The sequence below is a fragment of the Sorangium sp. So ce281 genome (assembly GCF_051527395.1).
GTDB lineage: Bacteria > Myxococcota_A > Polyangia > Polyangiales > Polyangiaceae > Sorangium > Sorangium cellulosum_B.
On sequence record NZ_CP150322.1, the window covers coordinates 3593914 to 3607830 of the forward strand.

12 protein-coding genes are annotated in these 13917 nt (G+C 72.0%); 9 read left to right on the top strand and 3 right to left on the bottom strand.

The annotated features are described in order from the left end of the window. The first annotated feature begins 25 nt into the window (after positions 1 to 25). The 3 genes from acsA to WMF27_RS13775 all read left to right on the top strand — a co-directional run bounded on the left by acsA (position 26) and on the right by WMF27_RS13775 (position 3358). The gene (gene acsA, locus WMF27_RS13765) at positions 26 to 1813 is read left to right on the top strand and encodes an acetate--CoA ligase (protein ID WP_437769851.1); all 1788 of its coding nucleotides are present in this window, start codon (positions 26 to 28) and stop codon (positions 1811 to 1813) included. A gap of 201 nt (positions 1814 to 2014) precedes the next feature. Next, positions 2015 to 2197, top strand: coding sequence for a hypothetical protein (locus WMF27_RS13770; RefSeq protein ID WP_437768419.1), 183 nt, complete (start codon positions 2015 to 2017; stop codon positions 2195 to 2197). A gap of 252 nt (positions 2198 to 2449) precedes the next feature. Beyond that, complete coding sequence (locus WMF27_RS13775; protein WP_437768418.1) at positions 2450 to 3358, top strand: PLP-dependent cysteine synthase family protein; 909 nt, start codon at positions 2450 to 2452, stop codon at positions 3356 to 3358. Here WMF27_RS13775 and WMF27_RS13780 read toward each other — a convergent pair. Both WMF27_RS13780 and WMF27_RS13785 read right to left on the bottom strand, forming a co-directional pair. Then, positions 3300 to 4868: a ferredoxin reductase family protein gene (locus WMF27_RS13780; RefSeq protein WP_437768417.1), complete on the bottom strand. Its 1569-nt coding sequence runs from the start codon at positions 4866 to 4868 to the stop codon at positions 3300 to 3302. The genes WMF27_RS13775 and WMF27_RS13780 overlap by 59 nt on opposite strands. Positions 4869 to 4876: 8 nt before the next feature. Further along, on the bottom strand, positions 4877 to 5287 hold the full coding sequence (locus WMF27_RS13785) for a hypothetical protein (RefSeq protein ID WP_437768416.1): 411 nt from the start codon (positions 5285 to 5287) through the stop codon (positions 4877 to 4879). Positions 5288 to 5484: 197 nt separating this feature from the next. Here WMF27_RS13785 and WMF27_RS13790 point away from each other — a divergent pair, with 197 nt between their 5' ends. Further along, the gene (locus tag WMF27_RS13790; protein ID WP_437768415.1) at positions 5485 to 6165 is read left to right on the top strand and encodes a phosphoribosyltransferase; all 681 of its coding nucleotides are present in this window, start codon (positions 5485 to 5487) and stop codon (positions 6163 to 6165) included. Here the strand turns inward: WMF27_RS13790 and WMF27_RS13795 are convergent. Next, complete coding sequence (locus tag WMF27_RS13795) at positions 6066 to 8348, bottom strand: heavy metal translocating P-type ATPase (RefSeq protein ID WP_437768414.1); 2283 nt, start codon at positions 8346 to 8348, stop codon at positions 6066 to 6068. The genes WMF27_RS13790 and WMF27_RS13795 overlap by 100 nt on opposite strands. Before the next feature lie 162 nt (positions 8349 to 8510). Here WMF27_RS13795 and WMF27_RS13800 point away from each other — a divergent pair, with 162 nt between their 5' ends. The 5 genes from WMF27_RS13800 (at position 8511) to rnk (ending at position 13698) form a co-directional block, all read left to right on the top strand. Further along, positions 8511 to 9758 (top strand): NrdH-redoxin, encoded by a 1248-nt coding sequence (locus WMF27_RS13800; protein ID WP_437944186.1) that lies wholly within the window; start codon positions 8511 to 8513, stop codon positions 9756 to 9758. Positions 9759 to 9876: 118 nt separating this feature from the next. Next, positions 9877 to 10128 carry a hypothetical protein gene (locus tag WMF27_RS13805; protein ID WP_437768412.1) on the top strand — a complete coding sequence of 84 codons (252 nt, stop codon included), beginning with the start codon at positions 9877 to 9879 and terminating at the stop codon, positions 10126 to 10128. Between the two features lie 141 nt (positions 10129 to 10269). Then, on the top strand, positions 10270 to 10809 hold the full coding sequence (locus WMF27_RS13810) for an LEA type 2 family protein (RefSeq protein ID WP_437768411.1): 540 nt from the start codon (positions 10270 to 10272) through the stop codon (positions 10807 to 10809). A gap of 357 nt (positions 10810 to 11166) precedes the next feature. Continuing rightward, complete coding sequence (locus WMF27_RS13815) at positions 11167 to 12330, top strand: integrase core domain-containing protein (protein WP_437764580.1); 1164 nt, start codon at positions 11167 to 11169, stop codon at positions 12328 to 12330. 945 nt (positions 12331 to 13275) lie between these two features. After that, positions 13276 to 13698 (top strand): nucleoside diphosphate kinase regulator, encoded by a 423-nt coding sequence (rnk, locus tag WMF27_RS13820; protein ID WP_437768410.1) that lies wholly within the window; start codon positions 13276 to 13278, stop codon positions 13696 to 13698. Positions 13699 to 13917: the final 219 nt, after the last annotated feature.

A 13917-nucleotide genomic window follows, 5' to 3' on the forward strand; every position in this document is an offset into this window, starting at 1 on the left:
TGCGTGCCGGTCAGGGGAGGCGATGATGGAGGCGCCGAGGCAGATCAAGAAGCTTCGCGGCGCGGGAGAGCCGCCGCCGAACCTCGCCGACTACACGGAGGCGTGCCGCCGCTTCTCGTGGGCGGACGCGCGGGCCGAGCTGACCGGGCTGCCCGGCGGACAGGGGCTCAACATGGCCTACGAAGCCGTGGACCGCCATGCCGCGGGCGCTGGCAGGGATCGCGTCGCGATCCGCTGGCTCGGCAAGGACGGAGCGCGGGTGGACATCCGCTACGGCGAGCTCGCCGAGCTCACGGCCCGCTTCGCCGGCGCGCTCGCCGGCCTGGGGGTCCGGCCGGGAGATCGCGTCTATACGCTGCTCGGCAGGACGCCGGAGCTCTACGTCGCCGCGCTCGGCGCGCTCAGGCACCGGGCGATCTTCTGTCCGCTGTTCTCGGCCTTCGGCCCCGAGCCGCTGCGCGCGCGGATGAGCATCGGCGAGGCGCGCGTGCTGGTGACGACATCGCGGCTCTACGCGCGCAGGGTCGCGCCGATCCGCGGCGAGCTGCCGTCGCTCGAGCACGTGATCCTCGTGGACGGCGAGGCGCCGGGGACGCTCTCCTACCGGAGGTTGCTCGACGGGGCGCCCGCCGCGGCGTCGGTCCCGCCGACCGACCCGGAGGCGCCGGCCCTGCTGCACTTCACGAGCGGGACGACGGGCACGCCGAAGGGCGCCCTCCACGTCCACGCAGCCGTGCTGATGCACCATGTGACCGGGAGGCTCGCCCTCGACCTCCATCCGGACGACATCTTCTGGTGTACGGCGGACCCGGGGTGGGTGACAGGCACCTCGTACGGCATCCTCGCGCCGCTGACGAACGGCGTGACCCTGGTCGTCGACGAGGCCGATTTCGACGCCGAGCGCTGGTACGAGATCCTCGAGCGAGAGCGCATCACGGTCTGGTACACCGCGCCGACGGCGATCAGGATGCTCATGAAAGCGGGCGTGGAGCCGCTCCGCGCCCGCGACCTCCGCGCGCTCCGCTTCATGGCCAGCGTGGGTGAGCCCCTGAATCCAGACGCCGTGTCATGGAGCAACGAGGTGTTGGGTCGCCCCTTCCATGACGGCTGGTGGCAGACCGAGACGGGCGGGATCATGATCGCCAACCTCGCCTCCGTGGATGTCCGCCCGGGATCCATGGGGCGCCCGCTGCCTGGGGTGGAGGCGGCGATCGTCCGCCGCACGCCCGAGGGGGGTGTCGAGGTGATCGAGCAGCCCGACGTGGAGGGGGAGATCGCGCTGCGCCCCGGCTGGCCATCGATGTTTCGCGCCTACTGGAACAACCCGGAGCGTTATGCGAAGTGCTTCGCGGGCGGCTGGTACCTGAGCGGAGATCTCGCCCGGCGAGACGGGGATGGATACTACTGGTTCGTCGGGCGCGACGACGACGTCATCAAGAGCGCCGGGCACCTCATCGGTCCCTTCGAGGTGGAGAGCACGCTGCTCATGCACCCCGCGGTGGCCGAGGCCGCCGTCATCGGGCGGCCGGATCCGATAGCCGGCGAGGTCGTCAAGGCGTTCGTCGCGCTGAAGCCCGGGCACGCTCCGTCGCCGGACGTCGAGCGGGAGCTCATCGGCTTCGCGCGCAAGCACCTCGGGCCGGCGGTCGCGCCGCGCGAGATCGCCTTTGCCGGCTCGGTGCCGCGGACGCGCAGCGGCAAGATCATGCGGCGGCTGCTCCGGGCGCGCGAGCTCGGTCTGCCCGAGGGCGACCTGTCCACGCTCGAGGCGGCCACGGGGGCGACCGGCACGGCCGGGGAGGAGGCGCCGTGAGCGCCGTGCGGGCACGACCGGTCTCTCCGGTCGGCCGCGCAGGTTGGGTCAGCCGCGCGCCGCGTCCGCGCTCGCGGTGCGCCCGGCCGCCGGGCTCACGGCGCCCGGCGAGCTCATTCCCCGCACCTCGGCGCCGGTATGGTCGTGGCTCTGGCTGAGGGACGTGCTTAGCCGAGAGGGCCCCTGCCTCCCTGCCTCCCTGTGAAATCCCTGCTTCTACGTGGATGCATCCTCGCTGACGAGGAGGAGCACGTCGCCTGGATCCAGACGCAGCTCTTCCTCATCGAGAAGCTCGGCGAGAGCACCTACCCCCAGAGCCAACTCACGTCAGGCGGCGACGCAGGAACAGCCGCCCCGACCGGGGCAGCCGCCACGGCCGGGTGACGGCGGGACTGGCGCGAGCGCATGAGGGCTCTGCGAGCTTACCCCTCGCGAAGGAGCCCCGCCGGCTGAGGGCCTCGGGCGCCGGTTGACGAGGAGCATGACGCGGCGTGCCGTGCGTGGATCTCACCACCTCGCGAGCGGTTACGGCGGTGACGCAGCCGAGCGGTCCAGCTCGTGCACCGCGAGCCAGCAGAGCGGCGCAAGGGGGGCGCGGCGGGAGGCCGACGCGCTGGACAACGCGGGGGCGTGGACATGAAGACGATACTCGACGCGATAGGCGAAACTCCCCTGCTGAAGCTCGACGGCGTTCACGTAAAGTGCGAGCACCTCAACCCCTCTGGCTCCGTCAAAGACAGGCTCGCCAGGTACATCATCGAGAAGGCGGAGAGGGAAGGGCTCCTGAAGAAGGGCGGGACGATCGTCGAGGCATCGTCCGGAAACACGGGAACTGCCGTCTCCATGGTCGGCGCCGTGAAAGGCTACAAGGTGACGATCTTCATCGCCGAGGGCCTCTCCGAGGAGCGCTACAAGATGATGAAGGCGTTCGGCGCCGACGTGCGGACAGTCCCGCGGGATCGGACGGATATCGCCGTGCAAAGGGCGAGCGCCATGGGAAAGGAAAAGGGCCATTTCCATGTGAACCAGTTCGCCAACCCCTGGAACGCCGAAGACCACGACAAGCACCTCGGCGGGGAGATCCTTCGCGCCTTCGGTCGCCGGCGGATCGACGCGGTCGTCGCGGCGATCGGCTCCGGCGGGACCCTGATCGGCCTCGCGAGGGCCTTCAGGCGGGTCAACCCCGACGTCGAGGTCTTCGGGGTCGAGCCCGCCCGGTGCGCCCTCGTCTACGGGCGCCTGTACGGCCGGCCCGAGGTGTGCCGGCCCCATCGGATCGAGGGCATCGCCGACGGGTTCGTGCCCCCGCTCATCGAGGACAACATCGAGCTCATCGACGATGTCCTCCTGATCGAGGACGAAGACGCGATCGAGGAGGCGAGGCGGATCGCGAGGACGCACGGCTGCTTCGTCGGGGTCTCTTCCGGGGCGAACCTCCTGGCCGCCAGGCGGGTCAAGGAGAAGAACCCCGAGCTGAGGAACGTGGTCACCTTGTTCCCGGACGAAGGGGAGAAATACCTGAGCGAGTCCTGGTTCTCGCGCTGAGCGCGCGCTCGGCCCGCGTGAGTTCGCCCTGACCGGCGGAGCCCGCGGGCGCGGCGCGGACAGCGGCGACGAGGAGCACGGCCACGAGGAGGACCAGCGCGATGCCCGCCGAGAGGGCGCGGATGTGCTGCTCCCGCATCGATCGCCGCCCGGGCGGCCTCGATCCGACGAGCACGAAGTGCTCTGCGTGCACGCGCCCGCCGGGCGCGGCGCGGTCGCGGAGCGCCCGCTCCACGACGTTCATCATCGGCTCGGGGCCGCACACGAAGACCTCGGCGCCCTCGTACCGGTCGGTCAGGTGGCGGTCGAGGAGCTCGCGTCCGATGAGCCCGCCCTGCCCGCTCCAGCCGGGGGCCGGTCTCTCGATGACGTGCACGACGCTGAGGTCCATGGCGCGGGCGAGCTCTTCGAGCTCCTGCGCGAACACGATCTTGTCGACGGTGCTGCTCGCGTACACGAGGAGGACCGGGCGGCGATCGCCCCGGTCGTGCAGCGTGCGGATCATGCTCATCATCGGCGTGACGCCGATCCCGCCGGCGATGCAGACGAGCGGGTGCCGAGCCCGGAGATCGAGCGCGAAGGCGCCGTATGGCCCGGCGAGGTACGCCCGCGTCCCCACGGGGGTCTGCCCGATCGTGCGCGTGAAGTCGCCGAGCTCCTTGATCGTGAGCTCCACGCGCCGCGGCGAGGCCGCGCTCGACGCGATGGTGAAGGGGTGCTGCCGGGGCGAGAACGGCGACCGGCCCAGCGTGAGCCAGACCGATTGGCCGGGCTGGAACCGGAGCCCGTCATGCCCGGCCGCCTCGAGGACCAGGGTCCAGACGCCATCCCGCTCGCGGCGCACCTCGGCGACACGCCACGCTCGCCGGAGCGCCAGCAGCGGGCGCAGCAGGTGGGACGCGACCAGCGCCGCCGCCGGGACAGCGACGAGCGCCGTGACGGCGGCCTGCTTCGCCGGCGTCTCGCTCGAGCGTCCGATCATGAGCACGTGCCAGAGCGCGATGCCCACGACGGTCACCGCCAGCAGCCCATGCCCGACGCGCCACGCCTCGTAGGGGATGCGCAGCCGGGTCAGCTGGCGCGGGACGAGCACGAGCAGCAGGAGACCCATCAGCGCGAAGGCGAGGGCCAGCGCGCGCGGCGCGCTCGCGGAGAGGTCCAGGAGGTGCGCGACGTACCAGGGCTCGGCGACGGCGAGGAGCACGACGTGCGCGGCGACGAAGCCCGCGGTCCACAGCCCGGCCTGCCGGTGGAAGAGGAGCACCGCGTCCAGGCCGAGCGCGTTGACGATGCGCCGTGCCCGCGCCCCCAGCGCGAGCTGCAGAGAAAGGAGCGCCAGCGCGACGTAGCCGAGCCCTGCCGCGATCTCCACCGCGAGACCTCGTCCTCTCGGGACGGCGCCGACGAGCAGCAGCAAGAGGACGCTCGCGGCGAGCGCCAGGTAGACGGCGATCCAGAGCAGCCGAGCGACGCGCGCGCGCGCTGCCCGCGGTGCCTCCCATGCTTCCACGGTCGAGGCTACTCCGGCGCGCCCGCCTCGATCCACGCGCGCACCAGCCCGGCAGCGTCTCCCCACGCGGCCGGATGGCGTTCCGGCAGGGTGTAGTAAAGGCTCTCGTCGGGCTTGCCGGGCGTGACCAACGATCTCGCGGTGCGGTATGCCGCCATGGAGCCGCCCGGCGCCGTGGCGTGGCAGCCGTCACATCGCTCGGCGGCCAGCGGAGCGATCCGATCGGCGAACCGCGCCGGCTCCTGCGAGGGGGTCGAGCGGGTCTCGCTGCACGCCGCGAGACCTACGCAGGCCGCGCAGGCGAGCAAGCCCCGCTTCAAAGGCATCGAGGTCGCCGGCGCGACCGAGCGCCTGGCCTGCCGCGCAGCGGCGGACGGCTCGGTGGCGATCGGGGCGATCGGGCTCGGGCGGGTGCTCATCACATGACCTCCGTAGATACGCAGCAGAGGTGCGTTTGCGCCCAGTCATGCAGCTCGCGGGCCATGGCATGAAACGGTGGCACACGCTCACGCGAGCAGAGCGCCCCGGCCGCGCCGGGCGCGGCGCCTGGCGAGACAATTGCACCCTGCACCGAGCATCGCCGGCGCTCCCAGCGACGCCGGCTGGAGAGGGGAACATGCCGTTTCGAGATCGGGCCGAGGCCGGCCGCCAGCTCGCGTCGCGGCTGACCGCCTATGCGGGGCGGGAGGACGTGACCCTCCTGGCGCTGCCGCGGGGCGGGGTGCCGGTGGGCTTCGAGATAGCGAAGCTGCTGCGGGTGCCGCTGGACGTGCTGATCGCGCGCCGGATCGTGGCGCCGAACCATGATCACATGACGATCGGCGCCGTCGCGAGCGGCGGCGTTCGGGTCGTCGATGAAGAGCTCTGCCGAGCGCTGGGCGTCTCGGACACGACGGTGCAATGGCTCGCCGACGTGGAAGCCCGGGAGGTGGAGCGCCTGGAGCGCGTCTATTACGGCTGCCACAGGACGCCTGACATCCGGGATAGGACGCTCCTCCTCGTCGACGACGGCGTGGCGACCGGAGCGAGCATGCGCGCCGCCGTGACAGCCGTCGAGCAAGGCGGCCCGGCGGGCATCGTCATCGCGGTCCCCGTCGCATCGTATGCCGCGTACGCGGAGCTCTCGGGGCGCGCACGCGAGTTCGTGTACTGCTATATCCGAGATCCCGTCTATTCGGTCGGGCTCTGGTACGAGGATTACGCGCCGGTGTCCGAGCAGGACGTCTGCCGGCTCCTCGGAGAGGCGCTCGATCCGGCCGCATCGCGCCGCGGCGCCGCCGGCGCTTCCGCGTGGTAGCGCTCGCTCAGCGACGCATAGAGCTCCTCCTCTTGCGCGAAATGGAGCCGCAGCACCGCGTGGAGCCCATAGAGGATCCGCTGGAAATCCTGCACATCCGCGGCCGTGGGCCCGCGCGGGTCGAGCTCTCCGAGCAGCTGCTCGTACAGCCGGATCAGGTGGAAGATCTCCCGGTGCGTCGCGCTCATGGGCGCCAGAGGATCCTCGCCGCCGAGCAGCCGGGAGATGACAGGATAGACCTCGGCGTCGTCGGCGCGCTCGTGCGGGAGGAGCCGCTCGCGGAGGAAGCGGTCGAGCGCATCGAGCTCTGCGCGCGCCGCCTCCCTCGCCAGGTGGTCGATGCGCTCGGCGACGACCCGCACCCGATCGAGCATCGGGATGAGCTGGTCGTGCTCCAGCTCCAGCCGGCGGCTCATGGCCTCGCCGAGGGCTGGCCTCCTCGCGCCGCGCCCGCCGCCCTGCGCCCGCAGCGCGCTCAGGATCGCGGCGACGTCGATCGCCTCCTGCAGGAGCGCGCCGGCGGCGGCCGGCAGGAAGCCGAGCGCCGCCGCGCCCATCGCGAAGAGCGACAGCCCCATGCCGAGGATCGCGCTTTGCGCGGCGATCGCGCGGGTGCGGCGCGCAATGGTCACGGCCTCGGCGAAGCGATCGAGCCTGTCCACCACGAGCACCACGTCGGCCGCCTCGGCGGACGAGGTGGCCCCGCGCGCGCCCATCGCGACGCCGACGTCGGCGGCGGCGAGCGCTGGAGCGTCGTTGATCCCGTCGCCGATCATCACGGTCAGCCCCTCGGCGCGCGCCTCGCGCACGGCGGCGACCTTCTCCTCCGGCGAGCGCTGGGCGAGCACGCGATCGACGCCGAGCGTGGCGCCGACCGTCTCGGCGACGAGGGGGTGGTCGCCCGTCACCATCACGACGCGGCGAATGCCGACCCGCCGCAGCGCCCGCAAGGTCCGCGGCGCATCGGGGCGGATCGGGTCGTCGAGCGTCAGCGCGCCGATGACGCCGCTGTCCACGGCCACGAAGACGGTCATCGCACCGGCGCGGGACGCGCGGCGCCGGAAGGCGCGGGCGTCCTCCGGAAGCGGCGCGCCCTGCGCTGCCCATTCGGCGCTCCCCACGCGGACGGCGCGCCCGTCCACCCGGCCCGTCATGCCGGCGCCGGGCGCCTCCTGAGCGCCCTCCGGGAAGGACAGGTCGAGCCGACGCTCGCGGGCAGCGTGCACCAGGGCCGCGGAGAGCGGGTGTGACGAGATCTGCTCGAGGGACGCCGCCAGGCGGAGCACCTCCGTGTCGTCCTCGATCGACCGGAAGCACGTCACTCCGGTCACGCGCGGGCCGCCGAACGTGAGCGTGCCTGTCTTGTCGAGGAGCAGGATCTCCGCCCGAGCGAGGGCCTCGAGCGCGGCGCCGCCCTTCACCACGATGCCGCGCCGGGCCGAGCGCGAGATGCCGCCGACGATCGCGATGGGCACCGCGAGGAGCAGCGGGCAGGGCGTCGCGACGACGAGCACGGCGAGCCCGCGGCCGGCGTCGCCGGAGAAGCCCCACGCCGCGGCGGCCACGGCGAGCGAGAGCGCGGCGAACGCCAGGGCATGGCGGTCCGCGAGGCGGGCGAGCGGGGCCTTCGAGGCGGACGCCTGCTGCACGAGGCGGACGATGCCGGCGTACGTGCTCTCGTCCGCGCTCGCGACGGCGCGGAGCTCGAAGGCGGCGCCGGCGTTCGTTGTCCCGCTGCCCACGCGGTCGCCGGGGGCCTTTTCCACCGGCCGCGGCTCGCCGGTCAGCGCCGATTCATCGAGGAGCGCCCGAGGGCCCACGACGACCCCGTCGACTGGCACGATCTCGCCGGCCTTGACCAGCAGAAGGTCGCCGGGGGTGACAGCGCCGATCGGGACGGTCGTGACGTCGGCCCCCTCGCGGCGGTGCGCGACGCGGGGGGCGCGCGCGAGGAGGGCGGAGAGCTCGCGCCGGGCGCGCGCGGCCGCGTACCCTTCCAGGGCGCTGCCCGTCGCCATCATCACGCCGATCAGCGCTCCGGCCAGGTACTCCCGGAGCAAGAGCGCGCCGCCGATGGCGAGGAGCGCGATGACGTCGACGCCCGCCCGCTTCTTCAGCACGTCCGCCAGGATGCGCGCGCCCACGAGGGCGAGCGCGATCATCGCGCTGGCCGCCCAGAACATGTCTCCTAGACGCGCGTGTCCTTCGAGGTGCGCCGCGGCTCCGCCCAGCAAGCCCGAGAGCGTCGACACGACGAGCGCACCCCTGCTCAGAGACGGCCGCTCGAGTCGAGGTGTGTCGCGCTGTGACTGTGGACTGATCACGTGATCCGCCGAGCATGCATCGTGCGACAGCCGCTCTGCATGCGACCTGCCGTCGTCGTGCGAGCGCTGGTGATGTGCGTGCTCGCCTTCTCCCTTCTCTGGAGCGATTCCGGGCGCGCTGCGCCGATCGAGCCGCGCGCCGATGTGGAGCTGTTCGCGCGCGAGGGGTGCCCTCGCTGCGACGAGGCCAAGCGCTTCGTGGCCGAGCTCGCGGGCCGCCGACCCGGCCTGCGCGTGATCGTCTCGGATGTCGTCGAGGACCGCGCCGCGCTCGATCGGCTGAGGGCGATCGCCGAGGGGCAGTCGACCGCTGCCGTGAGCGTCCCCGCGTTCTATGTGCGCGGGGTGCTCGTCGTCGGGTACGCGGGGCGCGACGCGACGGGCCGGCGCATCGAGGCGTTGCTCGACAACGCGCCGCCGCCCACCGCGGCCGACGAGTCTGCTGCGTCCTGCCCTCTCACTCCTCCCACGTCTGCCACGTCAGAGCAGCCACCGTGCCCGGCAGACGGCGCCGGGCCGAGCGCGGGGGTCGTCGACGTGCCCGTCTTCGGGCGGCTGGACGTCCGCGATCTCGGCCTGCCGGCGTTCACCGTCCTGCTGGGGCTCGTGGACGGATTCAACCCGTGCGCCATGTGGGTGCTCCTCTTTCTCCTCTCCTTCCTCGCCACGCTGCGGAGCCGGGCGAAGATGCTGCTGATTGCCGGCGTATTCGTGCTCGTGAGCGGCCTCGCTTACTTCGCCTTCATGGCTGCCTGGCTGAACTTCTTTCTCCTGGTCGGCGCCTCGCGCGCCGCGCAGATCGCGCTGGGAGCCATCGCCGTGCTCGCCGGTTCGGTCCACGTCAAAGACTTCTTCGCATGGAAGCGGGGCGTGTCGCTCAGCATCCCTGAGTCGGTGAAGCCGGGGATCTACGCGAGGATGCGGGCCGTCGTCAGGGCGGAGAGCCTGCCCGCCGCGCTCGCCGCCGCGTGCCTCCTCGCCGTCATGGTCAACGTCGTCGAGCTCCTCTGCACCGCGGGCCTGCCGGCGCTCTACACCCAGCTCCTCGTCGAGAAGCGCCTCCCCGCGTGGAAGCACTATGCCTATCTCGGGCTCTACAACGTGGCCTATATGGCGGACGACATGATCATGGTCGGCGTCGCGGTGGTGACGTTGAGCCGCCGCAAGCTGCAGGAAAAGGAGGGACGATGGCTCAAGCTGCTGAGCGGAGCGATCATGGTGCTTCTCGGTCTCGTCCTGCTGTTCAAGCCCGCCTGGCTGGCGACATGATCGCCCCGGATCCCCGGCGGCCGCTGCACGCGGCGACATCGCGCTCGAACCGCTGCTACGCTCGCGGGCGGAGGCCGCCGAGCACGGGCCGGCGACGCGGGAGGAAGGGGAGCCCGTGATGGCCAGGAAGGAATTCGTCGGGCAATTCATCGAGCAGGGGCGCGCCGAGGGCATGGCGCAGGCGATGGCAGTGGCGACGATCGAGCTCTATGAAGAGCGGTTCGGCCTCATGCCACCGGCGCTGCGGTCGGCCGTGGAGGCCACGCACGACCTGAAGACGCTCCAGAGTTGGCTGCTCGTCGCCGGCGCCGGGGCGCGCGAGGTGCTGCACGACAGCGTCTCCGCCAGCTCCTCCGGGCGCTCGTCCTGACCGGCGGCCGACGACCCCGGCGAACGTGGGTCCAGCGCGCCGACGGGGATCGCCGGCGCGCGCGGAGCGCCGCCGGTCGCCGCGCCCCCCTCGCCACGCCGCGAGGTGACGGCGTGGCCCTGCGCGGCTAAGCTCGCGCTCGTGCCGTTTCCCCGGAAGACCAACCCCCTGCGCCGCCTGCCCGCGCTCGCGCTCGCGCTCGCAGCGCTGGCGGCGATCGCCGGCGCCGCGTGCGTCAGCAAGCCGACGATGCAGCTCGACCACGCCGAGATCACTGGGATCCGCATCGCCTTCCCGCCGAGCCTCGGCATCCTCATGACGATCGTCGTCAACGTCCACAACCCGAACTCGTACGACGTCGCTGTCCGCGCGGTGCGCGGTCAGGTCGTGCTCGCCGGCCGCTACCCGCTGGCGGTCGACTTCCGGGCCGACGGCGACGGCGTATGGCTCGCATCCGACCGCACGACCCAGGTCCGCGTCCCCGTCAGCGTCCCCGTCGATCTCGGCTTCCAGCTGCTCCGGGAGACGCTCTCGTCGCCCGTCGTCCCGTACCGCTTCAGCGGCCGGGCGGACGTCACCGCGACGCGCACCTTCCGGCTCGAGGCCGACGACTACTCGATCGACGATCACGGCGTCGTCGCCCGCAATCAGATCGAGACCGCCCTCGGCGTCCTGCGATAACACCCGCCGCGGCCCGAGGCCGCCGGCGGCGCCCTGGCGGCCCACGGGGCGCCCCCGCGCGGACGAACACGCGCTCGGTGTCCGGCGAGGACCACGCGCCGCGGTGCCCGCGCTGGCGCGGCGCGCGACGTGCCGAGCTCGCCTCGGCGGTGCCTCGCGCCGCCACGGAGCATGCGGGCATCGAGGCCAGTTCGGACATGGGCGGCGCGTGCTGAGCGAGGCCCCCGGGCATGTCGGACATGGGGGTACGGACCGGTGGCCTGGGTAACGGTTCAGACCGGGAGCCTGGGTAGCACCCGGACGGACCGGGGGCTTCGGTGACACATGTCGTAGAGGACCGGCGACGGAGGAGCGCCGGTGCCCTGGAAAGAGACATGTTCAGTGGACGAGAGACTTCAGTTCATCGCGCAGGTCAACGAGTCGGACGAGACGTTTGCGGAGCTGTGCCGGCGGTTCGGCATCAGCCGGAAGACGGGGTACAAGTGGGTGGAGCGCTACGAGCAGGCCGGACCTCGCGGCCTGGAAGAGCGGCGGCCCGTGGCGCACACGTTCCCGCATGCGACGCCAGCGGCGCTCGTCAACGCGCTGATCGAGCTGCGGAAGGAGCGCCCCACGTGGGGGCCGAAGAAGCTGCGTGCACGGCTGGAGAGCCTGGGCGTCGAGGGGCTGCCAGCGACGAGCACCATCGGCGAGCTGCTCAAGAAGCACGGATTGATCCGGCCCCGTCGCCGCCGCGTGGTGACGCCGCCGTCAGCGATGCCGTCGACGCTGGCTCCGGCCGAGCAGCCTAATGACACGTGGTGCGCCGATTTCAAGGGCCACTTCGCGCTCGGCGACAAGACGCGCTGCCACCCGCTGACGTTGACGGACCAGGCATCGCGGTACTTGCTCAAGTGCGAGGGCGTGGCGAAGCCGGACGACGCCTCGGTGCGGCCGCACTTCGAGCGCGCGTTCCACGAGTTCGGGCTGCCGAACCGTATCCGCTCGGACAACGGCCCGCCGTTCGCCACGCTGGGTATCGGAGGGCTCTCGGCGCTGTCGGTGAGCTGGATCAAGCTCGGCGTGGTTCCCGAGCGCATCGAGCCCGGCAAACCGCAGCAGAACGGCCGTCACGAGCGCATGCACAAGACGCTGAAGGCGGAGGCGACCTCGCCGCCCGAAGCGACGCTTGCGGCGCAGCAGCGCGTCTTCGACCGCTTCCGGCACGAGTACAACGACCAGCGGCCCCACGAGGCACTCGGGCAGAGAACGCCGGCTTCGCGCTACACGCCCTCGCGACGGACGATGCCAAGCAAGCCCTCCTCGCCGGAGTATCCGGACACGATGGCCGTGCGACGTATCGGCGACACGGGACAGCTGCAGTTCGGGGGCGGGCAGAGCTTCGTTTCCAAGCTGATCGCGCGCGAGCCGGTAGGGCTGCTTCCGCTCGCAGACGATGTCTGGGAGCTGTACTACGGCCCGGTTCTGCTCGCGCAGGTCACCCTGAAGAACAAGGAGCTGCAGCTCGTCAAGGCACGGTGACCTGCGCGCTCGCACGCCAGACCGTGAGGAGAGGCTCGCGTGCACCGAGACCGCGGGGAGCGGTTCGTGTATAGATCCTGGCGATCCGAGAGAGCGAGGCAAGCCTGTCGCGTCGATGAGGATCCGGTCCCTGTTTCCAGCCCTCCCGGAGCAGGGGCCTGTAGCTCAGGAAAGTGTCACCGCGGCTCCCGGTCAGAAGTGTTACCAGGGCTCCGCTCGTACATGGCGGGTGCCTGCTCGGCGAGACCCCCGGGCATGTCGGACATGGGCGGGTGCCTGCTCGGCGAGACCCCCGGGCATGTCGGACATGGGCGGGTGCCTGCTCGGCGAGACCCCCGGGCATGTCGGACATGGGCGGGTGCCTGCTCGGCGAGACCCCCGGGCATGTCGGACATGGGCGGGTGCCTGCTCGGCGAGACCCCCGGGCATGTCGGACATGGGCGCGCAGCCCGGCGTTCGCCTGCTCGTGCAGGTCTCGCTCCGCCTCGGCCGGGGTCTTGACCGCGGGGACCGCCTGGGACTTCCGGTCGATGGCCGAGCCCGCCTGGGGGTGAGGCAAGGTCGAGGGGAGGGGACGACAACGGCCAATGAGGACCGCTTCCCGGGCGCGCCTTCCCTTGTCATGGCCCTGGGGGGGACCGCCGTGTTACCATGCTCATGGAATGAGCGCCTGTCTGCACCCCGTCGCGTCGCGTTCGTGGCCTTGCCACGGCGCGCGTAGCGCGCTCGTTTCCCTGCGATCCCGGCTCCTCTGCCGGAGGTCGCCCGCACGCTCGTAGGGGAGCGGCCTTCCGGCGTTTTTCGCTGGCCGCTCCCGGAAGGAAGCGGGCTTGGCGTCGAGGGCGCCTGAGCGGGCGATCTGGGCGAGCATTCACGCTGTCCAGCTCGCCGGCGCGGACCTTCGGCCGAGCCCGGATCGCATCGACGACACAAGGAGATCCGCTCATGGCACCTCACACGAACCCCATCGTCCTCACCGAATTCGACCGCGATCGCCTCGCGCGGCTGCTCGAGGCGCTGCGCGCGCGGCCCGGGGGAGACTCCCCGAACCTGGAGGCGCTCGAGATCGAGATCGAGCGCGCCGACGTCGTGAAGGCGGCGGACATCCCACCGAACGTGGTCACCATGAACTCCAGGGTCGAGCTCGTCGATCTCGACACAGAGGAGCGGCTCTGCATGACCGTGGTGTTTCCCGGGATCGCCGACGTGAAGAGCGGCCGCATCTCGGTGCTCGCGCCGATGGGGCTCGCGCTGCTCGGCTGTCGAGAGGCCGAGGTGGTGGAGTGGCCCACGCCGAGCCGCACCCGGCGGCTCCGGATCGAGCGCATCGTCTATCAGCCCGAGGCGTCGGGTCGCTTCGATCTGTGAGCCTCCGGCGTGAACGGCCGGCCTCGCCGGGGTGGGCCCCATCGAGGGCCTGACCCCCGCGGCGCCCCCGTCCGTCGGCGGCCCTCGCCGCGTGGTCCGCGATCGCGAGGTGTCGGTCCGGCTGAGCGACGGCAAGGCGGAGCCCGTCGACGGCGACGCCCGGGGCGAGCCCGGGCTGCGCTTCATCGCCCGGCACGGCATCTTCTACGTGCGCGAGTA

Bases quoted from the DNA above. Each gene is read 5' to 3' on its own strand.
- WMF27_RS13790 (WP_437768415.1), top strand. From the start codon at position 5,485: ATGCCGTTTCGAGATCGGGCCGAGGCCGGCCGCCAGCTCGCGTCGCGG.
- rnk (WP_437768410.1), top strand. From the start codon at position 13,276: ATGGCACCTCACACGAACCCCATCGTCCTCACCGAATTCGACCGCGAT.
- WMF27_RS13775 (WP_437768418.1), top strand. From the start codon at position 2,450: ATGAAGACGATACTCGACGCGATAGGCGAAACTCCCCTGCTGAAGCTC.
- WMF27_RS13805 (WP_437768412.1), top strand. From the start codon at position 9,877: ATGGCCAGGAAGGAATTCGTCGGGCAATTCATCGAGCAGGGGCGCGCC.
- WMF27_RS13795 (WP_437768414.1), bottom strand. From the start codon at position 8,348: ATGTTCTGGGCGGCCAGCGCGATGATCGCGCTCGCCCTCGTGGGCGCG.
- acsA (WP_437769851.1), top strand. From the start codon at position 26: ATGGAGGCGCCGAGGCAGATCAAGAAGCTTCGCGGCGCGGGAGAGCCG.
- WMF27_RS13785 (WP_437768416.1), bottom strand. From the start codon at position 5,287: ATGAGCACCCGCCCGAGCCCGATCGCCCCGATCGCCACCGAGCCGTCC.